18 protein-coding genes and 1 pseudogene are annotated in these 22,253 nt (G+C 68.6%); 10 read left to right on the forward strand and 9 right to left on the reverse strand.

The genetic code is table 11. The annotated features are described in order from the left end of the window. Positions 1 to 144 precede the first annotated feature (144 nt). Both M4D77_RS02230 and M4D77_RS02235 read right to left on the reverse strand, forming a co-directional pair. Positions 145 to 1,659, reverse strand: coding sequence for an NlpC/P60 family protein (locus M4D77_RS02230; RefSeq protein ID WP_259935437.1), 1,515 nt, complete (start codon positions 1,657 to 1,659; stop codon positions 145 to 147). 371 nt (positions 1,660 to 2,030) lie between these two features. Then, positions 2,031 to 2,642: a DUF6676 family protein gene (locus tag M4D77_RS02235; RefSeq protein ID WP_137810580.1), complete on the reverse strand. Its 612-nt coding sequence runs from the start codon at positions 2,640 to 2,642 to the stop codon at positions 2,031 to 2,033. 380 nt (positions 2,643 to 3,022) lie between these two features. Between M4D77_RS02235 and M4D77_RS02240 the strand changes: the two genes are divergently transcribed. Then, positions 3,023 to 5,824: an aconitate hydratase gene (locus M4D77_RS02240; RefSeq protein WP_259935438.1), complete on the forward strand. Its 2,802-nt coding sequence runs from the start codon at positions 3,023 to 3,025 to the stop codon at positions 5,822 to 5,824. Positions 5,825 to 5,839: 15 nt separating this feature from the next. Further along, positions 5,840 to 6,406 carry a TetR/AcrR family transcriptional regulator gene (locus tag M4D77_RS02245; RefSeq protein WP_058250388.1) on the forward strand — a complete coding sequence of 189 codons (567 nt, stop codon included), beginning with the start codon at positions 5,840 to 5,842 and terminating at the stop codon, positions 6,404 to 6,406. A gap of 2 nt (positions 6,407 to 6,408) precedes the next feature. On the opposite strand, the gene M4D77_RS02250 is transcribed toward M4D77_RS02245, so the two are convergent. Next, positions 6,409 to 7,197 (reverse strand): hypothetical protein, encoded by a 789-nt coding sequence (locus M4D77_RS02250; protein WP_259935439.1) that lies wholly within the window; start codon positions 7,195 to 7,197, stop codon positions 6,409 to 6,411. A 66-nt stretch (positions 7,198 to 7,263) separates the two neighbouring features. Between M4D77_RS02250 and M4D77_RS02255 the strand changes: the two genes are divergently transcribed. The 6 genes and pseudogenes from M4D77_RS02255 to M4D77_RS02280 all read left to right on the forward strand — a co-directional run bounded on the left by M4D77_RS02255 (position 7,264) and on the right by M4D77_RS02280 (position 15,059). Further along, a complete protein-coding gene (locus tag M4D77_RS02255) occupies positions 7,264 to 8,712 on the forward strand; it encodes a GMC oxidoreductase (RefSeq protein ID WP_396266487.1) in 1,449 nt (482 codons plus the stop codon). A gap of 113 nt (positions 8,713 to 8,825) precedes the next feature. Beyond that, positions 8,826 to 10,388, forward strand: a complete 1,563-nt coding sequence (locus M4D77_RS02260) for an AMP-binding protein (RefSeq protein ID WP_259935441.1) — start codon at positions 8,826 to 8,828, stop codon at positions 10,386 to 10,388. Positions 10,389 to 10,606: 218 nt separating this feature from the next. Further along, entirely contained in the window at positions 10,607 to 12,322 is a 1,716-nt protein-coding gene (locus M4D77_RS02265) for a thiamine pyrophosphate-binding protein (protein WP_396266483.1), read from the forward strand. Further along, positions 12,319 to 12,984, forward strand: a complete 666-nt coding sequence (locus M4D77_RS02270; RefSeq protein ID WP_065632169.1) for a hypothetical protein — start codon at positions 12,319 to 12,321, stop codon at positions 12,982 to 12,984. Before M4D77_RS02265 ends, M4D77_RS02270 begins: the two co-directional genes overlap by 4 nt. Continuing rightward, a pseudogene (locus M4D77_RS02275) lies at positions 12,981 to 14,001 on the forward strand (3-oxoacyl-ACP synthase III family protein). The gene M4D77_RS02270 and the pseudogene M4D77_RS02275 overlap by 4 nt, the downstream one beginning before the upstream one ends. Next, positions 13,998 to 15,059 carry a histidinol-phosphate transaminase gene (locus tag M4D77_RS02280; RefSeq protein ID WP_065632227.1) on the forward strand — a complete coding sequence of 354 codons (1,062 nt, stop codon included), beginning with the start codon at positions 13,998 to 14,000 and terminating at the stop codon, positions 15,057 to 15,059. Before M4D77_RS02275 ends, M4D77_RS02280 begins: the two are co-directional and overlap by 4 nt. On the opposite strand, the gene M4D77_RS02285 is transcribed toward M4D77_RS02280, so the two are convergent. After that, positions 15,043 to 16,671, reverse strand: coding sequence for an ABC-F family ATP-binding cassette domain-containing protein (locus tag M4D77_RS02285; RefSeq protein WP_065632168.1), 1,629 nt, complete (start codon positions 16,669 to 16,671; stop codon positions 15,043 to 15,045). The two genes, M4D77_RS02280 and M4D77_RS02285, sit on opposite strands and share 17 nt — an antisense overlap. 100 nt (positions 16,672 to 16,771) lie before the next feature. Here M4D77_RS02285 and M4D77_RS02290 point away from each other — a divergent pair, with 100 nt between their 5' ends. Both M4D77_RS02290 and M4D77_RS02295 read left to right on the forward strand, forming a co-directional pair. Further along, positions 16,772 to 17,584 (forward strand): SDR family oxidoreductase, encoded by an 813-nt coding sequence (locus M4D77_RS02290; protein ID WP_165630109.1) that lies wholly within the window; start codon positions 16,772 to 16,774, stop codon positions 17,582 to 17,584. Between the two features lie 58 nt (positions 17,585 to 17,642). Next, positions 17,643 to 18,770, forward strand: a complete 1,128-nt coding sequence (locus tag M4D77_RS02295) for a lycopene cyclase family protein (RefSeq protein WP_165630110.1) — start codon at positions 17,643 to 17,645, stop codon at positions 18,768 to 18,770. On the opposite strand, the gene M4D77_RS02300 is transcribed toward M4D77_RS02295, so the two are convergent. From M4D77_RS02300 to sufC, 5 genes are all read right to left on the reverse strand, one after another. Continuing rightward, complete coding sequence (locus M4D77_RS02300) at positions 18,771 to 19,163, reverse strand: DUF1992 domain-containing protein (RefSeq protein WP_165630111.1); 393 nt, start codon at positions 19,161 to 19,163, stop codon at positions 18,771 to 18,773. A gap of 99 nt (positions 19,164 to 19,262) precedes the next feature. After that, on the reverse strand, positions 19,263 to 19,667 hold the full coding sequence (locus tag M4D77_RS02305; protein ID WP_259935443.1) for a metal-sulfur cluster assembly factor: 405 nt from the start codon (positions 19,665 to 19,667) through the stop codon (positions 19,263 to 19,265). Continuing rightward, positions 19,664 to 20,131, reverse strand: coding sequence for a Fe-S cluster assembly sulfur transfer protein SufU (gene sufU / locus M4D77_RS02310; protein ID WP_058250382.1), 468 nt, complete (start codon positions 20,129 to 20,131; stop codon positions 19,664 to 19,666). The genes M4D77_RS02305 and sufU overlap by 4 nt, the downstream gene beginning before the upstream one ends. A gap of 3 nt (positions 20,132 to 20,134) precedes the next feature. Then, the gene (locus M4D77_RS02315) at positions 20,135 to 21,412 is read right to left on the reverse strand and encodes a cysteine desulfurase (RefSeq protein WP_259935444.1); all 1,278 of its coding nucleotides are present in this window, start codon (positions 21,410 to 21,412) and stop codon (positions 20,135 to 20,137) included. A gap of 45 nt (positions 21,413 to 21,457) precedes the next feature. Beyond that, on the reverse strand, positions 21,458 to 22,231 hold the full coding sequence (gene sufC / locus M4D77_RS02320) for a Fe-S cluster assembly ATPase SufC (protein ID WP_058250381.1): 774 nt from the start codon (positions 22,229 to 22,231) through the stop codon (positions 21,458 to 21,460). Positions 22,232 to 22,253 lie beyond the last annotated feature (22 nt).

The raw sequence follows: 22,253 nt of genomic DNA on the forward strand, positions 1-22,253 counted from the left end.
GCGAGGGCCCACGGGCGGCGCGAACGCGCAGCGCGCAGGCGTCGACCCCGCGTGTCTGTGCCAGCCTAGCCGTGCCGGCTGAAAAGGTGCCAAGAAGACTCGGCGGGTGTCGGTCGTTCACAGCGCCGCCGGAACCACCACGCCTCAGAGCAGACGGACCACGTTCGGCATCGCACCGTTGGTGCGCAGCGGGGACACCTTGACCACGTCACCCGACTGCGGTGCCTCGACCATCTTGTTGTCGCCGAGGTACAGCGCGACGTGCGCACTCGCGTTGGGGCCGTAGAAGATCATGTCGCCGCGTCGCATCTGTGACAGCGGGAACTGCGGCCCCGAGGTGTACTGGTAACCGGTGTAGTGCGGCAGTTCGATCCCGACGCCGGCGAACGCGTAGATCATCAGGCCGGAGCAGTCGAAACCGATCTTGTTGTAGTCGCCGTAGCTGTCGGCCACACCGCCGTCGCGGATTCCCTGCGTCGGGCCGTTCGCGTCGCCACCGCCCCATGCGTAGGGCACGTTCAGCTGCGAGAGCGCGCGATTGACGGCGATCTCGACGGCTTGCGGACCGCGCAGCCCGGGTCGGACGACGCCGCCCCCGCCCCCGCCGCCGCCGGAGGAACTGCCGAACAATGAGCCGAGGCTCCCCGAACCGAGCCGGGCACTGAGGGTGTCGCCACCGCTGCTGCCGGTGATGTCCGCACCGCCGATGCCGAGTTCGTTCAGCAACTCGGACTGGGGCAACTGCTGCTGCCCGACCAGACCGGCGAGGATCGACGAACCGACGTCGATGGCGAGGCGCGCAGCGGCCTCCGCCGCAACGGCCAGTGCCTGGTTGTCGGTGGCGGGCGTGGCCGGCAGCGCCTTGAGCGCCCCCTCGGCCGACGGATCCGTCGGGAACAGGTTCGACAGCAGATCGCTCGCCGACGGTCCCTCGACCGTCTTCTTCGGCACGTATCCGCGAACCGTGTTGAGGCGCTTCTGAACCCGGTCGCGTTCCCCGATCAGGGTGGCCTTCCGCTTCTGCTGCGAGGCGATGGCGGCCTTCGCCTCGGTGACCGCCGCCATGGCGTCGGTCTTGCGCTGTTCGGCACTCTTGGCCGCGAAGGACGCCTGCCGGCGGGTGGCCTCGACGGCGGCGAGTCGGTTGGCCTTCTGGTTGCGGGCCACCTGCAGCCGCCGGATCATCTCCTGCTGCTTCTTGCCGACCTGATCGAGCAGTTTCATGCGGTCGAGGACGCCCTGCGGGTCCTTGGAGGCAACGTAGTTCGACATCGAACCCTGCTCGGGCCCCTGCTGGTACGCCAGGCGGGCGAACCGGTCGAACTCCTTCTGCGCGTCGACGACGGCCTTGCTCGATCGGTCGAGTTCGGTGCGTGCTCCACGCGCGGCCACCGTGGCGAGGCGCTGCTGCGCGAGCGAGTTCTGGAAGTCGACGATCGATCGGTTCACGTTCTCCTGGCGGGACGCGAGCGCCTGGTCGAGGTCGGCGATGTCCTGGTTGACCGTCGCGATCCGATTGATCAGACCGGAGATGGGCGACTCGGGCGTCTTCTTGGGTGCCGCGTCGGCATGACCCGCGCCGACCGCGCAGACGAGTGCGACAGCAAGGGCCGCCGAGACGCGCGCCGGCCATGACGCACCAGTTCTTCCTCGCCTCACCTGGAACTCCTCGCGATTCGCGGGGATCTTCCGATCCCCGGTCCGGCGACCGTCGGGGTGTCTGAACCCGCGGCGATCACGCACTGCACTTCCGCCACATCGGACCCTGTAGAGAACACAGGCATCACACGCGACATCAGAACCGTACGTCACATCAACCACACGAGAAAACCGTGTTCGTGAATTACAAAGGCGTGATTACCTGCGAAAATGCCGTGAACTGGCGAAAGATCGAACGGTCGTCAAGGTCTCGAATTGGCAACAGACCGGAAGACACGCCGAGAAGGGTCCCCGCCGCGCGAGAACAAGGTGCCAGGAGCCGGGTCCACCCGCCGCGTCGCCGGCCGGCCGAGGCGGCCCTGGCCTGTCTGCTACCGGCCGGAAGCGGTCGGCTCGTGGCGTGACGCCGACGAGTCGTCCGACTCCGCGGCGGTGGCCTGCACGGGTCCCAGCGGACCGGCGGTCAGGTTCTTGCGGGTGCGGACCTGCCGCAGCCGGGCGAGCACGGCTCCGCCCGCGACGACCAGGATCAGCAGGAGGCCCACGATCGTCCAGTCCACGTTGGGACCGGTCATCGTGTCGATCATCTGTCGCGCCGCACCCGCGGGGTCGGTGAGGGTCAGGCCGTCGGTGGCCTGTTCCTGCACCACCCGGCTGAACTCCGGCGACGAACTGCCGACCGAGTTGGGGCCGAGCACGATGACGGTGCCGCCGACCTGTTCCTGCAACTGGTTCGCGACGTCGCGGTAGAGAGTGAACCGGGGCTGGACCTGGTCGATGACCACGAAGCTGACGTCATGGCCCTTCGACTGGGCGTATTCGACGACCTCGAGCATGCCGGGCAACTGTTCGGGCGTCGCCCCCGCCACGCCGTCGTCGGCGATGTCCCGCGACAGCTCACCCATGTCGACCCCGACGAGTCCGGTGAGTTCGTTGTTCTCCGCGGGAGCTGCCAGCACCAGCGTCGTCGCCTGCGGACCCATCCGCCACCCCTGCCTCTCGAGATCACCCGGGGTTGCGTGCACGTTGACGGGCGGTATCGCGCCGGCGTCGAGTGTCTCCTCGCCGAACCCCGCCCTGCACCGTACGACACAATGGACTCGTCTGGGTATTCCGGTGTCGGCAGGTCCGATCCGGCGTGTCCCGGCCTGAGCTTGGTAACAGTACGTCCGTACTGTTAGACTGGACGACGTTGTCGCGGGTGGCCCTAGCGGACATCCGATGGTGCCGGTGCAGCCCGCCGGCGCAGAACGTCAGACGGCGCGGCCCGACCGCTCCGATCGACCAGCCCGCCCGACCGCAAGTGGATCACCGAGTAATCGCCGGCGCAGCCCGCCGGCACCTGAGGAGAGTGGATTTAGACGTGAGTATCAATTCCTTCGACGCCCGCGGCACGCTGGACGTCGGCGACAACAGCTACGAGATCTACCGTCTGAACGCGGTCGAGGGCACCGGCAAACTCCCCTACTCGTTGAAGGTCCTGGCGGAGAACCTGCTGCGCACCGAAGACGGCGCCAACATCACCAAGGAACACATCCAGGCGATCGCGAACTGGGATCCGAACGCGGACCCGAGCATCGAGATCCAGTTCACCCCCGCCCGCGTGATCATGCAGGACTTCACCGGCGTGCCCTGCATCGTCGACCTCACCACGATGCGTGACGCGGTCAAGGAACTCGGCGGCGACCCGGACAAGGTGAACCCCCTCGCGCCCGCTGAGATGGTCATCGACCACTCGGTCATCATCGAGGCCTTCGGCAACGCACAGGCCTTCGAGCGCAACGTCGAGATCGAGTACCAGCGCAACGAAGAGCGCTACAAGTTCCTCCGCTGGGGCCAGGGCGCCTTCGACGACTTCCGCGTCGTGCCGCCCGGTACCGGCATCGTCCACCAGGTCAACATCGAGCACCTCGCGCGCTCGATCATGGTCCGCGACGGCGTGGCCTACCCCGACACCTGCATCGGCACCGATTCGCACACCACCATGGAGAACGGTCTCGGCGTCCTGGGCTGGGGCGTCGGCGGTATCGAGGCCGAGGCCGCGATGCTCGGTCAGCCGGTCTCGATGCTCATCCCGCGTGTCGTCGGCTTCAAGCTGACCGGCGCGGCCAAGCCCGGCGTGACCGCCACCGACGTGGTCCTCACCATCACCGAGATGCTGCGCAAGCACGGCGTCGTGGGCAAGTTCGTCGAGTTCTACGGCAACGGCGTCGGCGAGGTCCCCCTGGCCAACCGCGCCACCATCGGCAACATGAGCCCCGAGTTCGGTTCCACCTGTGCGATGTTCCCCATCGACGAGGAGACCGTGAAGTACCTGCGGCTCACCGGCCGCAGCGAGGAGACGCTCGCGCTCGTCGAGGCCTATGCCAAGGAACAGGGCATGTGGCTGGAGAAGGACGCCGAGGAGGCCGTCTACTCCGAGTACCTCGAACTCGATCTCGCCGACGTGGTGCCCTCGATCGCCGGCCCGAAGCGTCCGCAGGACCGCATCGAGCTGTGGGACGCCAAGAACGCGTTCCGCAAGGACATCCACAACTACGTCGAGAACGGCAACTCGGCCCCGCAGACGAAGCTCGACGAGGCCGTCGAGGAGACCTTCCCGGCCTCCGATCCCGCGACCCTCTCCTTCGCCGACGATGGCGCCGAGCCGCTGCACTCCGCCGCGAACAACGCCGAGGGCCGCCCGACCAAGCCGGTCCGGGTCGACTCCGAGGAGCGCGGCTCGATGATCCTCGACCACGGCATCGTGACCATCGCGTCGATCACCAGCTGCACCAACACGTCCAACCCGTCGGTCATGCTCGGTGCGGCGCTGCTCGCCAAGAAGGCCGTCGAGAAGGGCCTGACGTCCAAGCCGTGGGTCAAGACCTCGATGGCACCCGGTTCGCAGGTCGTCACCGGCTACTACGACAAGTCCGGCCTGTGGCCGTACCTGGAGAAGCTCGGCTTCTACCTCGTCGGCTACGGCTGCACCACCTGCATCGGCAACTCCGGCCCGCTGCCGGAGGAGATCTCCAAGGCGATCAACGACAACGATCTGACCGCCACCGCGGTGCTCTCGGGCAACCGCAACTTCGAGGGTCGCATCAACCCCGACGTGAAGATGAACTACCTCGCGTCGCCGCCGCTGGTCATCGCCTATGCCCTGGCCGGAACGATGGACTTCGACTTCGAGACCGACGCGCTGGGCAAGGACACCGACGGCAACGACGTGTTCCTCAAGGACATCTGGCCGACCAACGAGGAGATCGAGGCGACCATCGCCTCGTCGATCTCGCCGGAGCAGTACGCCTCGGACTACGCCGACGTCTTCAAGGGTGACGAGCGCTGGCAGAACCTGCCGACCCCGTCGGGCAAGACCTTCGAGTGGGACGACGAGTCCACCTACGTCCGCAAGCCTCCGTACTTCGAGGGCATGCAGCGTGAGCCGTCGCCCGTGTCCGACATCAAGGGCGCACGCGTGCTCGCGAAGCTCGGCGACTCGGTGACCACCGACCACATCTCCCCCGCGTCGACGATCAAGCCGGGCACTCCCGCGGCCCAGTACCTCGACGCCAACGGGGTGGCCCGCAAGGACTACAACTCGCTGGGCGCCCGCCGCGGCAACCACGAGGTGATGATCCGGTCGACCTTCGGCAACATCCGCCTGCAGAACCAGCTGCTGGACGGTGTGACCGGCGGTTACACCCGCGACTTCACCCAGGAGGGTGCACCGCAGTCGTTCATCTACGACGCCGCGCAGAACTACGCCGAGCAGAACATCCCGCTCGTCGTGCTCGGCGGCAAGGAGTACGGCACCGGATCGTCGCGTGACTGGGCGGCCAAGGGCACCAGCCTCCTCGGCGTGAAGGCCGTCATCACCGAGAGCTTCGAGCGCATCCACCGCTCGAACCTCATCGGCATGGGCGTCATCCCGCTGCAGTTCCCCGAGGGCGAGTCGCACAAGTCGCTGGGCCTCGACGGCACCGAGACCTACGACATCGCGGGCATCGAGGAGCTCAACAACGGGACGACGCCGTCGACCGTGCACGTCACCGCCACCAAGGAAGACGGCTCGACGGTGGAGTTCGATGCCAAGGTCCGCATCGACACCCCGGGTGAGGCCGACTACTACCGCAACGGAGGCATCCTGCAGTACGTGCTGCGCAACATGATCAAGAGCTGACAGGAGGCACTCGACGTGCCCAAGGTCAGCGATGACCGGCTTGCCGCGCGTCGTCGGGAGATTCTCGACGGCGCGCGGCATTGCTTCGCGGAGTACGGATACGACGGCGCGACCGTCAAACGGATCGAGGAGTCCACCGGCTTGTCCCGGGGTGCGATCTTCCACCATTACCGGGACAAGGAGGCGCTGTTCCTGGCCCTCGCGCGCGAGGACGCCGAGCGGATGGCCGATGTCGCCGCCGAGCAGGGCCTGGTGCAGGTCATGCGTGACATGCTCACGCGGCCCCAGGATTTCGACTGGCTCGGCACGCGCCTGGAGATCGCGCGGAAACTACGGACGGACAACGGATTCCGTGCGGAATGGGTGTCCTACGCGGCCGAGGTCGAGCAGGCGACCCTCAGCCGGCTGGAGCGGGGTCGGCAAGCGGGGCGCCTGCGCGACGACGTCCCGACCGACGTTCTGCTCAACTACCTCGACCTCGTGCTCGACGGCCTGATCACGCGGTTGGCCACCGGCCAGCCCACCGACGATCTGCATGCGGTGCTCGACCTCGTCGAGGAGTCCGTGCGCGCACACGACTGACCTCAGTCCGGGGCCAGCAGGGACACGACCTCGTCGATCGAACGATTCGCCGACAACCGGTAGGCCCGCACCGCCTCATCGCCGGTCAGCTGGACGACGGGATCGCCTCTCGTGCCTCTCGTCGTCCAGCGTTGCGATCCGGCCACCCCGGATCCCATCGGCCGCAGCTCCGGCACCGGCAGACGGGGGTCGTCCGGGACCGGAGTGAGCCCTCGGACCTGTCGCATCCGCAGTCCGACGGCCGCGACCAGCCAGCACTCGGCGACGCCGACGGGTCGGATCGACGACAGGACCTGATTCGCCCCGTCGAAGGTCATGGTCATGGTGTCGGGACGCTGTACCCGCCACATCGAGCCGGCCAGGTCGAACCGTGCCATCCGGTCGTTGTGCAGATCGAACTCCGCACCGAAGCCGCGCAGCGCCGCGGTGCACTGGACGGTCAGATACCTTGTCGCCGAATCGCGTTCGCGGCGACGCTCGTCCTCCTCGCGTCGCCGATCACCGATCGGGCGGTACTCGCGTTCGAGGGCGCCCCGGTCCGCCGCGGCCCCCTCGGCGAGGCGCCGATGCAGCCACGCCGGGTCGATCTGCAGGAAATACCGGTAATGAATCCGGCACGGCACGTCGTCCGCGGTCACCGGTCCGTCCCCGACGAGCATCTGCACACCGTGGTCGGCCGACCAGACGGCGGCGACCCGGCCGTCGACGTCGGCCACCCAGGACCAGCCCCGAGAACGGATCTCGGGCGCCGCCGCGGCGAGGACGACACTCAGCGCCGTACCCGGCTCCACAAGGAGTGAGTGTGCGTGGGAAGCGACGTCATCCCCCATCGCCACGCTGTCGCGGTCCACCTCGATCTGCAGCGCAGCCGTCACACCCCGGAGCCTAACGTCCCGCGGCCCCGGCCGACTCGCCGATCGCGCACCGCGCCGGACGGCAACACCTTCGCCACGACGACCACCCCGGACAAGCGCGCCGCGTGGTTCGGCAGCCCCGCCGGGGCGAGTGCAGCGAGCGGCCTCCCGGTCGAGCCGTACCCCGGCGTCCTCGACCATGTGATGGGCAACGGCGTCGAGGCCGTGTACGGCGCGGGCGTCGGCGGTGGGTCGCTCGTGTTCGGCTCCTTCACGCCCGTCCCCCGCCGACAGGACTTCGAGCACATCTTCCCGGCGGCCGCCGACTACGCGCAGCTCGCCCAGACCTACTTCCCGCGCGCGAAGGCCGGGCTCGGCGTCTCGCCGCTGCCCGCGGACATCCTCGCGCACCCCAAATACGTCGGGGCCCGGTCCTGGCTGAAGGTGATCGAGCGCTACGGCGCGTCACCGCACTTCTTCGACTTCGCCATCGACTGGGACATCGTCCGCGACGAACTGGCCGGCCGGGCCACCCCGTCGGTGACCGCGGGCGAACTGAGCTACGGCGTCAACAGCGGCGCCAAGAAGTCTCTCGACCGCAGCTACCTCCTCGCCGCCGAACGGACCGGCAACGTCACCGTCAAGCCGATGCACGAGGTCTTCGACATCCGGCCTCGCTCGCGCCGCGCCGGATTCGTCGTCACTGCACGGGTTCTCGACGAGCAGGGCCGCACGGTACGCACCGTGACCACCGAGGCCGATCATCTCTTCATGGCCGCGGGCTCCTTCCACACCACCCGCCTGCTCGTCGAAGCGCGCGCGCAGGGGCGCCTGCCACGACTGTCACCGCGCATCGGTGACGGCTTCGGCGTGAACGGCGACTTCCTCACCATCCGGGCGAACCCCCGCGAGGATTTCGGCGCCGTCCAGGGCGGACCGGGTTACGCACGGATCTACGAGGACAACCTGCCCGGCGGACCGGTCTCGATGGTCTATCAGGCCACCCCGCTGCCGACACCGCTCGGCAAGGCCGCGACCACCCACCTCGTGCAGGCCCACACCGACGAACGCGGCACGATCGACTACGACCATCGCACCCGGCGGGCGCAGCTGAACTACCCCCACCCCGCCGACCGCAACGATCTCGACCGCCGGAGCAACGCCTTCATCAAGCGTTTCCACGAACGCACCGAGGGCCGTTTCGGCTTCGCCCTTAACGGAACCCACGTGTCGTCTCGCGCGCTCGGATTCGGTTCCGCAAGTACCTATCACGGGCTCGGCGGCGTCGTCATGGGTGCCGCGGCCGACGCTGACGGCGGAATCCGGGGCTACGACAACCTGTGGGTCGTCGACGGTTCCTTCGTCCCCGGTGCAGTCGGCCTGGTGAATCCCGCGCTGACCATCACCGCGCTCGCGGAGCGAACCATGGACAGGTTTCTCGCGACGCACTGAGGAACTGCGAAATCGGACACGACGCTGGGGTACTGTGACTCGCAACACCCCGAACGAGCGTTAGATACGGTCGTTCGGGGTGGCCATCCCCTTCGTCACGAGGAGCGTCACTCTTGTTTCCTGGAGTCTTCGCGAAATCCACCCCCGACAAGCCGGCCGTCATCCGGGCCGCTACCGGCGAGGTACTGACCTACCGACAACTGGACGAGAACTCGACCCGGCTCGCCAACTACCTCGACTCCCTCGGACTCCGACGCGGCGACAACATCGCCGTGGTCTCCGCCAACGACTTCCACGTCTTCGAGGTGTACTGGGCGGCCCTGCGCAGCGGTCTGTACGTGACCGCGGTCAACCACCACCTCACCGCGGCGGAGACCAACTACATCCTCTCCGACTGCAACGCGCAGGTCCTGTTCGCCGGCGCCTCGGTCGTCGAGGCCGTGTCGGCCGCCGGCGAGATCGAGGCCCTTGACGGCCCGGGTCGCCGCATCGTGTGGGGTGGCGATCTCGACGGCTTCGAGAGTTACGACAAGGTCCTGGCCAATGCGTCGGCAGAGCCCCGCACCGACCAGCCGCGCGGCACCGACATGCTCTACTCCTCCGGGACCACCGGCCGTCCGAAGGGCATCAAGACACCGATGCCCGAAGGGCAGGTCGACGAGGTGCCCGACGCCTACACCGCGATCTTCGCGCCCATGTACGGCTACGACGACTCCGCGGTCTACCTGTCCCCCGCACCGCTGTATCACGCAGCGCCGCTGCGCTATTGCGGGATGACCAACTCGGTCGGCGGGACCGTGGTCATGATGGACCGGTTCGATCCCGAAGCGGCCCTCGCCGCCATCGAGAAGTACCGCGTGACCCACAGCCAGTGGGTGCCCACCATGTTCATCCGGATGCTCAAGCTGCCCGCCGACGTCCGCTCGAAGTACGACGTCGGCAGCATGAAGATCGCCGTCCACGCGGCCGCGCCCTGCCCCGTCGAGGTGAAGCGGGCGATGATCGAGTGGTGGGGCCCGGTCATCCACGAGTACTACGCATCGACCGAGGCCGCCGGCGCGACGTTCATCGGCCCGCAGGAGGCGCTCGATCATCCCGGCTCGGTGGGCAAGCCGCTGCTCGGCGTGGTCCACATCTGCGACGAGGACGGCAAGGAACTCCCGATCGGTGAGGTCGGCCAGGTCTTCTTCGAACGCGAGGACGTGGCGTTCCAGTACCACAACGACCCGGACAAGACCCGCAAGGCCCAGCACCCCGAACACGAGAACTGGTCCACCACAGGGGATGTCGGGTACGTCGACGACGAGGGATATCTGTATCTGACCGACCGCAAGGCGTTCATGATCATCTCCGGCGGCGTCAACATCTACCCGCAGGAGGCCGAGAACGTCCTCATCAATCACCCGGCGGTGTTCGACGTCGCGGTGATCGGTGTCCCCGACCCCGACCTCGGCGAGGTCGCGAAGGCCTGCGTACAGCTCGCCGACGGCCACGAACCCACCGACCGGCTCGCCGAGCAGCTGATCGCGTTCACCACCGAGAACATCGCGGCCTACAAGGCGCCCCGGTCGGTCGACTTCGTCGACGACCTGCCGCGCACGCCCACCGGGAAGCTCGTGAAAGGCGATCTGCGCAAGCGGTATTGGCCGGAGACACCGAGCCCGTCAGCTGGTTGAGCCGCCCCACCGCTGGTCGAGCCGCCCCACCGCTGGTTGAGCCGGCACCGAGCGGAGCGAGGAGCCGAGTCGAAGCCACCTGGTGACCCGACCGCTTGCCCAGACCACCACCCCCTGCCGCCGAACGTTAGCTTACGCTAAGCTAACTCACACTGAGTTGGTCCGGTTACGGACACCGGCGAATCGGCCGGTGCCGCAACGCTGTTCGGAGCTGGGGAATGCAGGGTTTGGACGCGGTAGGCGGGCTTGTGCCCGATGACGATCCGGGACGGGCGGCCGTGCCGGTGGCCGACCTCCTCGTCGCGCGACTCGTCGACGCCGGGGTGCGGACCGTCTTCGGCGTTCACGGCGCCAACATCGAAGACGTCTTCGATGCGGCGGTGCGGCACCCGCTGCTCACCCCGGTCGTCGCGAAACACGAGTTCGGTGCCGGCGCGATGGCCGATGGGCACGCACGGCTCACCGCCGAGCCGACCGCGGTCCTGACGACGTCGGGTGGCGGTGCGCTGAACGTCATCCCGGCGCTGGGCGAGGCCTATGACAGCCGCGTACCCCTGCTCGCCGTGATCGGTTCGGCGTCGACCGCCGCGGTGGGGCGCGGTGGCTTTCAAGACATGCTCGACCCGCCGGACACCGTGGACCTGCGTGCCGTGGTGTCCGGCGTCGTCGGATTCTGCGGCTTCGTCGACGAGTCGGCTCGTCTCGATCAGGTCCTCGACGAGGCGTTCGCCACCCTCGCACGAGGTCTGCCGGCCGCGGTGATCCTGCCCAAAGACGTGCAGTCCTCACCCGGGTACGCCACACCGTCGCGTTCGGGCGCACCGACCGAACTCCGGTCGATGCCCCCGTCGGTCGTCGACGAACTCGCCGACCGACTCGTCGGGGTGGCGCGCGACGGCGGGTCGGTGTGCATCTGGGCGGGCGAGGAGGCATCGCGGCTCGGATTGCACAGTGCCGTCGAGGATCTCGCGGAACTCCTCGGCGCCGGCGTCGTGGTCTCACCGGGCGGTCGCGACATCGGGCGCGGGTCCTGCTCCGGCGTCACCGGGGTGATGGGGCACCCGTCGGCCCATCGGGCCGTGCGGGAATCACAGCTGATCCTGGTGATCGGCTGCCGCATGTCGATGACCGATCGCGCCGGCCTCGACGACGCCCTCGCGGCGATCCCGGTCGTGCATCTCGGCAGCGCGCCGCCGCGCACCCCGGCCGACGTCGAGCACATCGGGACGGCACGTCTCACCGAGACCATCGGTGCGCTCCAGCGGTCGCTCGCCGACCGGCTCCCCGGACGCCGCCCACCCCGGGTCCACCCGCTCGACCACCTGTCCGTCGCACCCTCGGCTCACGCCCTCGGGATGCGCGACGTGCTCGGCACCATCGGCGCCGCCCTGCCCGCGGGGTGCGCGGTGTTGGCCGACGCCGGGAACACCGGCGCGGCGGCGATCCACCATCTCCCGTTCGGCGACGGGCGGTTCGTCGCCGCATTGGGCATGGGCGGGATGGGATGGGGCATCGCGGCGGGGATCGGGTCCGCGATCGCCGCGCGGGACATCCGTCCGGACGGTCGGGTCGTCGTCATCGCCGGTGACGGCTCGTTCCTCATGCACGGCATGGAGATCCACACCGCGATCGAACACGATGCGCCGATCACCCTCATCGTGCTCAACAACGACGCACACGGCATGTGCGTCACGCGGGAGGCACGATTCTTCCCCGGCGCGCCGAGCGTCAACCGGTTCCGCCACACCGACATCGCGGGTGGGCTGGCCGCCATGTTCGCCGGCCTCCCGGTGCGCACCGCCGGCGATCTCCTCACCCTGCGCTCGGCATGCGACGAACTGTTCTCGCACACCGGACCGAATTGCCTCGTCGTGGATGTGGATCCCGACGAAGAACCCCCGTTCGCCCCACTGATCTCGAGAGGTACCCCATGACCACGCACTCCTCCGCGCTGTCCGATCTCGGGGACACCGCGGCCACGCTCGACGGCGTGGTCCGGGTGGAGACCCACCCCCGTTCCGCCAACACGGCACTCGTCGTCGACAAGGTCCGCTCGGTGTATCCCCATCACCAGGTGTTCGGCGACTTCTGCCCCGTGCAGGGCTACGTCGACGCACCGCCGCGCGAACTGTACGAATGGCTGGCCGACACGCGCTCGCTCGAGGAATGGACCTACAGCACACGAGGTTTCGAGCCGACCGGGGAGCCGGACCTGTGGGTCGGATACGACCGCCTGAACGAGGACACCAAGATGTACGTCCGGACCGTGGCGAACGCCGACGCGATGACCGTCGACTACCACTGTGCCTGGGATCAGGGAAAGCACCTCTGGATGATCTACCTGATGCGCGTCGTCGACGCGCAACTCGTTCTCGACCGTCCGGGTTCGGTGGTCCTGTGGAACAACTGCCACCACCCGTTCTACGACGAGAACCCCTTTCCCGAGACCGCTCCGGCCGGCCGGGAGGAGTGGGTCGGCGACCTGTGGGACATGTTCGATGCCGGACATCAGATCGAACTCGACAACCTCGCCGCCATCGCCGAACACCGCCATCGCCATGGACTTCCGCTGACCCCCGAATGGATGCGCTCATGACCGCCGACGCCCCCGCCGTCTCGCTCGCCGACCTCGCCACCTACCGCCCGGGTGCCGGCGGAGTTCTTCGCGCAGTACGCCGAGGACGACGAACTCGCCGGCAACGTCATGTTCCGGGCACCGTCCTTCCGCCACCACGCGACCGACGGTGAGACGTCGGCGGACATGATCGCCGCCGCCGCACGGCGTCTCGTCGAGCGTCACGGCGACGGATATCTCGACGATGTCGACGTCGTGCTCACCCACAGCCAGCTGCCGGAGGTCCCGGTCCGCGGGTGTGTCGGCGAGGTCGCATACCGCCTCGGCCTCGCCCCGCGAACCGTGCTCGACGTGCACAACGGCGGCTGTGCGGCCTTCTTCCACCTCATCGAGATCGCCGGTGCGCTCCTGCGCGCGAACGGAGGCCGCAAGGCCCTGATCGCGCTGGCGCAGAACAGCGCCGGACAGATCTTCACCCAGGAGCAGGTACGGGTGAAGGCGCAGGCCGCGATACCCGGTGACGGCGCGGCCGTGGCGATCCTGACCCTCGGCGACGCGGGTAACCCGGTGCTGGGGACCGAATGCCGGTCCTTCGGCCAGTTCTCGGCGGACATGACCGCCGTCGCACAGCCGGAACGCAAGTACTGGGAGGCGGGCCCGGGTCAGATCCATGTCGGCTTCACCGAGGCCAAGATCGCGAAAGTACTCGCCCGCGGGAACCGGATGGTCCCGGAAGTGGCTGCGGCGCTTGCACATCGAATCGGGGTACGTCCGTCCGACCTGGACCTGCTCGTCACCAACCAGCCCAACCGGATCTTCCTGCGCAACTGGCGCGAGGCCCTCGAACTGCCCGAGTCGCGACACCCGGACACGTTCGACGACTGCGGGAACCTGTTCGCGGTCGGGATTCCGATGACTCTGGACGCGGCGATCGACGACGGACGCGTGCGTCCCGGTGACATCGTGATGATGTCGGCCTTTGCCCATGCCGGCGACTTCGCCGCTGCCGGAGCGATCCGGTGGAGTGGGCGTTCGTGACGGTTCTGCTGCCGGCTCCGGTCTCCGAGCGCGCCACGGACCTCGCCGGCGTGCGCACCGACGTCGTCGTGCGATGCGACCGGAACGAGTCCGCCTATCCCCCGTTGCCCGCGGTCGTGTCCGCGCTGCGCGACACGGCGGCATCGGCCCACCGCTACCCGTCGTTTCGTCCCGACGGTCTGCGCGCGACGATCGCCGAGCACACCGGTGTCGAGGCAGCGCACATCAGCGTCGGCGCCGGGGCGACGGCCGTACTCTCCGCGATCCTGCAGGACTCGGCTGCACGGGCCCGGGCCAGGGGTCGCTCCGAACCTCGGATTGTCACCCCCGCACCGACATTCGAGGGTTTCGCGCTGCTCGCCGAGATGATCGGGCTCGGGATCGACACGACCCCGCTGTTCGACGACGGGCGTCCCGATATCGGTGCGCTCGCCGCGGCCGCGCGTCCGGACACCGCGGCCGTCATCGTCTGCAGCCCGCACAACCCGACCGGATCGGTCCTCTCCGACACGGAGATCCGTGATCTGCTCATGGCTGTCGACCCGGCGATCCCGGTGATCCTCGACCAGGCGTACGTCGAGTACTGCCGGATCGCACCCGATGTCCGGACGCTGGTCGACGAGTACCCCAACCTGATCGCGGTGCGAAGCCTCTCCAAGGCCCACGGTCTCGCGGGACTGCGGGTCGGATATGCGATCGGGTCGGCGACGTCCGTCGGCGGTGCCCGCCGTCACGAGGTCCCCTTCTCGATCACCGCGGCCGCCGAACACGCTGCGCCAGTGGCACTTGCCGCGTCCGACGAGCTGGCCGGACGGGTCACGGCGATGCGCCGCGAACGCGATCGAATCGCCGACGCGCTGCGCGACTCGGGCCACCCGGCGCTGCCGAGCGAGGCGAATTTCGTGTTCGTGCCGGGCCCCGACGGCATCGAGTTCGGGCGGCGACTGCGGGACGCGGGGGTCGTCGGCCGGGAGTTCGCCGGACACGGTCACCGACTGACGGTGCCCGACCGCGCCGGGACCGATCGGGTCATCGAGGCGATCAGGCGAGCTCGATGAGCTCCTGATACTCCTCGCTCCAGTGGTCCTCGGTGCCGTCGGGCAACAGGATCACACGCTGCGGATCGAGCGCGGCGGCGGCGCCCGGATCGTGCGTCACCAAGACGACGGCCCCGGTGTAGCTGCGCAGGGCGTCGAGGACCTGTTCGCGCGAGATCGGGTCGAGGTTGTTGGTCGGCTCGTCGAGGAGCAAGACGTTCGCCGCCGAGGACACCAGCCCGGCCAGCGTGAGCCGGGTCTTCTCACCGCCGGACAGCGTGCCGGCCGGCTGATCGAGCTGGGCGCCGCTGAACATGAACGCGCCCAACAGGCCTCGGAGGTCCTGCTCGCCCGCGTCGGGTGCCGCGTGCCGGATGTTCTCCCACACCGACGCCCGGTCGTCGAGGGTGTCGTGTTCCTGCGCGAAGTAGCCGATCTTCAGACCGAATCCCGGCTCGATCGACCCTGTGTCCGGCTTCTCCACTCCGGCAAGCATTCTCAGCAGCGTCGTCTTGCCCGCGCCGTTGAGGCCGAGGACGACTACGCGACTGCCCTTGTCGATCGCGAGGTCCACCCCGGTGAAGATCTCCAGCGAGCCGTAGCTCTTCGAGAGTCCGGACGTCATCAACGGTGTCTTGCCGCATGCGGCCGGTTCGGGGAACCGGATCCGCGCGGTGCGGTCGGCCACCCGCTCCTCGTCGAGGGCGTCGATCATCCGCTCCGCGCGCTTGAGCATGTTCTGCGCGGCGGTCGCCTTGGTGGCCTTGGCACCGAGCTTCGCGGCCTGCGCGCGCAGGGCGGACGCCTTCTTCTCGGCATTGGCCCGTTCGCGACGACGGCGCTGCTCGTCGGTCGCCCGGGCATCGAGGTACCGCTTCCAGCTCATGTTGTAGATGTCGGCCTCACCGCGCACCGCGTCGAGGAACCACACCCGGTTCACCACGTCGGCCAGCAGGTCGACATCGTGACTGATCACGACGAGACCCCCCTCGTGGTTCTGCAGGAAGCTACGGAGCCAGGCGATCGAGTCGGCGTCGAGGTGGTTGGTCGGTTCGTCGAGCAGGAGGGTGGTGTCGGATTTCCCCGAGCCGTCGGACGCCGCGAACAGGATGCGTGCGAGTTCGATCCGTCGGCGCTGACCGCCGGAGAGTGTCCGCAGCGGCTGCTCGAGAACCCGATCGGGCAGACCCAGGCTGTTGCAGATCCGCGCGGCCTCGGATTCGGCGACGTATCCGCCGAGGGCGGCGAAGCGCTCTTCGAGGCGTCCGTACCGCGCCACGGCCTTGTCCCGCAGCTTGTCGTCGGCGGCCTCGGCCATCTGCGCCTGCTGCTTCTCCATGTCGCGCAGGATCTCGTCGAGACCGCGCGCGGAGAGCACCCGGTCCTTGGCCAGGACGTCGAGGTCGCCCTCTTTGGGGTCCTGCGGGAGGTAACCGAGTTCACCGGACCGGCGGATCGATCCCGCGTAGGGTTCGGTCTCGCCGGCCAGGATGCGCAGCGTGGTGGTCTTGCCGGCACCGTTGCGGCCCACAAGGCCGATCCGGTCGCCGGGCTGGATGCGTAAGGCGTCGCCGGGCGCCGCCAACAGGGTCCGAGCGCCCGCTCGTACCTCCAGGTCGGTCGCGGTGATCACGACGGTCGATTCTACCGGTGCCGCGCCACTGCTTTTTCCACGTGCGGACCCCGGCGCCGTGCGGCCGAGTCGACCACCCCCGTCACGGTGGACCGATACGGTGTGGGACGTGACGCACTCCACAACGATTCCGCAGAACTTCCCGCAGTCCTCCGACCTGACCGGCCGGTCCGCGCTCGTCACCGGTGCCAGTCGCGGCATCGGTGAGGCGATCGCGACGGAACTGGCCCGACGCGGCGCTTCGGTCGTCATCACGAGCCGGAAGGCCGAGCCACTCGAGGAGGCCGCAGGCCGGATCCGGGACGCGGTGCCCGGAGCGACGGTCTCGGCGTGTGCGGGCAACACCGGCGACGCCGACGACCGGGCGGCCGCCGTGGCCGCGGCCGTCGCACAGGGCGGCGGCATCCACATCCTGGTCAACAACACCGGGATCGCGCCGCTGGCCGGCCCACTGATGGGGGCCGACCTCGCCGCGTACCGCAAGACGTTCGACACCAACGTCGTCGCCGCGCTCGGGTTCGTCCAGGAGGCCTACCGGGCGGGCATGAAGGACACCGGCGGGTCGGTCGTCAACATCTCCTCGGTCGCGGGCCTGCGGTCGACGGGCGTGATCGCGGCGTACGGCACGTCGAAGGCGGCGCTGATCCGTCTCACCGCCGAACTCGCCTGGGAACTCGGACCGAACATCCGGGTCAACGCGATCGCCCCCTCGATCGTCCGGACCAAGTTCGCATCCGTGTTCACCGAGGGCGACAACGAGGCCCGCGCGGCGAACTCGTACCCGATGAAGCGAATCGGGGAACCCGAGGACGTCGCCCGGGCGGTCGCCTTCCTCGCGAGCGACGAGTCGGCGTGGATCACCGGCGAGACCCTGGCCGTCGACGGTGGCATGCTCGCCACCGGCGGTTCGTGACGTCCCTGCCCGACGACACGTCACCGTCCGGATCGCCGCCCGCGCCGAAGGACAGGATGTGAGTTCCGGAGTCATCGTCGCGGGGGCCGGGCCGGCCGGCCGCGCCCTCGTCCACCGCCTGGCCCGTGCCGGCGTACCGGTCACCCTGGTCGATCCGTCCCCCGACCGGGTCTGGCGGTCCACGTTCGCCTGCTGGTCCGACGAGTTGCCCGAGTGGGTCGACCCGTCCGCCGTCGCCGCCCGGACCGAGCGCATCGGGATCGCGGGCCGCGAACTCGAGGAGGTGGCCCGCGGCTACACCGTCTTCGACACCCCCGGCCTGCAACGGTCACTGACCCTCGACGGGGTTCCGACCCGTTCCGCCCGGGTGGTCGAGATCGACGGCGCGCGTGTGCATCTCGATGACGGTTCGGTCCTGACCGGCGATGCCGTGGTCGACTGTCGCGGTGCGCTCCCCCACGACGCACCTCGACAGACCGCGTACGGGATCGTCGTCGACGCAGAGGTGGCCGCACCCGTGCTGGACGGACACGAGGCACTGCTCATGGACTGGCGGGGTGGCGCGACAGACCGCCGGGCGCTGCCGTCCTTTCTGTATGTCGTGCCGCTCGGCGGGGGCGAGTACCTCCTCGAGGAGACCTGTCTCGCCGGGCATCCCGCCCTCGGTCTCGACGAACTCGAACGCCGCCTGGCCGCGCGGCTCGGTGGGATGCCGTCGGGGATCCGGCGGGTCGAGCACGTCGACTTCCCGCTGACCGGCTCGTCACCACACCCCTGGCGCGATCCGGTTTTCCGGTTCGGCGCCGCGGGCGGTTTCAAGAACCCGACGACCGGCTACAGCGTCGCGACATCGTTGATGTGCACCGACGCCGTGGTGGCCGCTCTCGCCGCGGGTCGAGACCCCGCCGCGGATCTGTGGCCGCCGTCCACCCGTGCGGTACACAACCTGCGTCTCCGTGGGCTCAGCGCCCTGCTGGGGCTCAGTCCGTCGCAAACGGTCGCGTTCTTCGAGGCGTTCTTCACGATGCCCCTTGCCGCACAACGCAGTTACCTGAGCAAGCGGGACGATCTCACCGGCACGATGAGCGCGATGACCAGGGTCATCGCCGCGGTCGACATGCGTACTCGCGTCGTGGTGGCGCGGGGTGCGATGTCGACCCCGGCGTGGGCCGGCGACGCCGGCTGATCACCGCCGCAGAGCCCGCCAGCGTCGGATCATGTCGTCGACATCGACGGTGTGCGCGACGACGCTGTGCGGCAACGCCAACTGGCGGGAGGCGAGATGTGCCTCTCGCACACGGCGATTGAACTCGACGAGGATGTCGCGGACCGCGCCCTCGTCGGCGATGTGGCGCAGCGACTCCGGGAAATCCTGTGCCTCCCGGCGCAACAGCAGCGGCGCGGGGAGCAACGCCGACGAGTCGAGGTTCTCCTCGCGGATCTTGCGCTTGACCCACCAGTCGGGATCGTCGCTGTCGGTCAGATCCAACGGCTTCCCCGCACCCGGCAGGTTGTCGAATTCGCCGCGTTCGGTGGCCTCGCGGATCATCCGCTCGACTCGCGACTCGAAACGCCTCATGCGATCAACTCCTCGCACGGAAGGGCCCTACACGAACAAGCGCCGGACCCGGTCATCGATCATGACCGGGGCCGGCGCAGTGGTGTGTCCGACCGGCGGTCAGACCGTGAAGCCGAGGGCGCGGAGCTGCTCGCGACCGTCGTCGGTGATCTTGTCGGGGCCCCACGGCGGCAGCCAGACCCAGTTGATCTCCATGTCGGTGCACAGACCGCTGGAGACCAGCGCACCGCGCGACTGGTCCTCGATCACGTCGGTCAGCGGACAGGCCGCCGAGGTGAGGGTCATGTCGATCTTCGCGACCGCGTCGTCGGTCACCTCGATGCCGTAGACCAGACCGAGGTCGACGACATTGATCCCCAGTTCGGGGTCGACCACGTCGCGCATCGCCTCCTCGACGTCCTCGATGGCCGGCAGCGACGTCGCGGGCGCGGGGGGTGTCCCCCTCACGCCGGTGTCGGTGGCCGCGGTCGTCGGTGTGTCCGTGGTGGCTGTGTCGTCACTCATGCTGTCTCCGCTCGTGTCTCGTGGCTGTCCATCGTCTGCGCGAGTGCGTCCTTGAAGGCCATCCAGCCCAGGAGCGCGCATTTGACGCGTGCCGGGTATTTGCTCACCCCGGCGAAGGCGATCCCGTCGCCGATGACGTCCTCGTCGCCGGCGTCCTTGCCGCGGGAGGTCATCATCGCGTTGAACGACTCGACGGTGGCCAGTGCTTCCCCGACCGGCCGCCCGACTATGAGGTCGTGCAACACCGACGTCGACGCCTGCGAGATCGAGCATCCCTGCCCGTCGTAGGACACGTCGTCGATGCTCGAACCGTCGTCGGAGACCGCCACGCGCAGGGTGACCTCGTCACCACAGGTCGGGTTGACGTGGTGGACCTCGGCACCGAACGGTTCACGGAGTCCGCGCCCGTGTGGGTGTTTGTAGTGGTCCAGGATCACTTCCTGGTACATCTGTTCCATCCGCATGGCTCAGACCGTCCCGAAGAACTTCTGCGCCGTGACGATCGCGGCGGCGAGCGCATCGACCTCGGCGAACGTGTTGTACGCGGCGAACGACGCACGTGCGGTGGCGGCGACGCCGAAGCGCCGGTGCAGCGGCCACGTGCAGTGGTGACCCACCCGGATGGCCACGCCCTCGTCGTCGAGGATCTGCCCGAGATCGTGGGCGTGGATGCCGTCGACGAGGAAGGCCACGGCGCCGCCGCGGTTCTCCGGGGTCGACGGCCCGATGATCCGCACACCCTCGATGTCGCCGAGCTGCTCCAGCGCCCGCGCGGTCAGCGCATGCTCATGCGCGGCGACGGCGTCCATGCCGAGAACGGTCAGGTAACGCACCGCGGCACCGAGTCCGACGACCTGCGAGGTCATCGGCACGCCGGCCTCGAAACGTTGGGGCGGCGGGGCGTAGGTCGACCCCTCCATCGTCACGGTCTCGATCATCGATCCGCCGGTGACGAACGGCGGCAACGCATTCAGCAGTTCAGCGCGGCCGTACAGGGCACCGACACCGCTGGGCCCGAACATCTTGTGCCCGGAGAAGGCGGCGAAATCGACGTCGAGTGCACGGAAGTCGACCGGCATGTGCGGCACCGACTGGCAGGCGTCGAGCACGACGAGTGCGCCGACCGCCCGTGCGCGCGAGACCAACTCGGCCACATCGGCGACCGCTCCGGTCACATTCGACTGGTGCGTGAACGAGACTACCTTCACCGACTCGTCGAGGGTCAGCGAATCCAGGTCGATCCGGCCCTCGTCGGTGACCCCGAACCAGCGGAGCGTCGCGCCCGTGCGGCCGCAGAGCTCCTGCCACGGAACGAGATTGGCGTGATGCTCCAGCTCGGTGATGACGACGGTGTCGCCGGGCCCGAGCGCCGAACCCCCGAGGACGTCCGCGGACCGCGGGTCGCCGAGGGTGTAGGTCACGAGGTTGAGTGCCTCGGTCGCGTTCTTGGTGAACACGAGCTCGTCGGCGGACGCCCCCACGAACGCCGCGATGACCTCCCGGGCGTCCTCATACGCATCGGTCGCCTCTTCGGCGAGCTGATGCGCGCCGCGATGCACCGCCGCGTTGTGGTGCGTGAGGAAGTACCGTTCGGCGTCGAGCACCTGGACCGGACGCTGCGAGGTCGCCCCGGAATCCAGGTACACCAGCGGCTTTCCGTCGCGCACGGTGCGCGAGAGGATCGGGAAGTCGGCGCGCAGCGAATCGACGTCCAGGGCGGTGGAAACCTCTGTCGAGAGTGTCACCTGGTACACCTCCTGTGCTGGTCGGCTCGGATCGGTCGGGCGGTCTCAGCCGGCCTTGGCAGCCGAGGTGAAACGCTCGTAACCCTTCTCCTCGAGCTCATCGGCGAGTTCGGGACCGGCGGATTCGACGACGCGACCGTTGACGAACACGTGCACGAACTCCGGCTTGATGTAGCGGAGGATGCGCGTGTAGTGCGTGATCAGCAGGATCCCGCCGTTGTCGCGCTCCTTGTAGCGGTTCACGCCCTCGCTGACCACCCGCAGGGCGTCGACGTCGAGTCCCGAGTCGGTCTCGTCGAGGATCGCGATCCGCGGCTTGAGCAGGTCGAGCTGGAGGATCTCGTGACGCTTCTTCTCACCGCCGGAGAAACCCTCGTTGACGCTGCGCTCGGAGAACGACGGATCGATGTCGAGCGAGGTCATCGCCTCCTTGGTCTCCTTGACCCAGTGGCGCAGCTTCGGCGCCTCACCGCGCACGGCGGTGGCGGCGGTCCGCAGGAAGTTCGACATCGAGACGCCGGGCACCTCGACGGGGTACTGCATGGCGAGGAACAGCCCGGCGCGGGCGCGCTCGTCGACGCTCATCTCCAGGACGTCCTCACCGTCGAGGGTGATCGACCCCGAGGTCACCTCGTACTTGGGGTGGCCGGCGATGGCGTAGGACAGCGTCGACTTGCCGGAACCGTTGGGGCCCATGATCGCGTGCGTCTCCCCCGACTTCACGGTCAGGTCGACGCCCTTGAGGATGTGGATGGGCTCGGCGTCGGCGTCGGTCTGCGCGACATCGACGTGCAGGTCACGGATTTCCAGTGTGGTCATAGTCTCAGAATTTCTTTCTCCG

The sequence above is a fragment of the Gordonia sp. p3-SID1431 genome (genome assembly GCF_025143765.1).
Lineage (GTDB): Bacteria > Actinomycetota > Actinomycetes > Mycobacteriales > Mycobacteriaceae > Gordonia > Gordonia hongkongensis.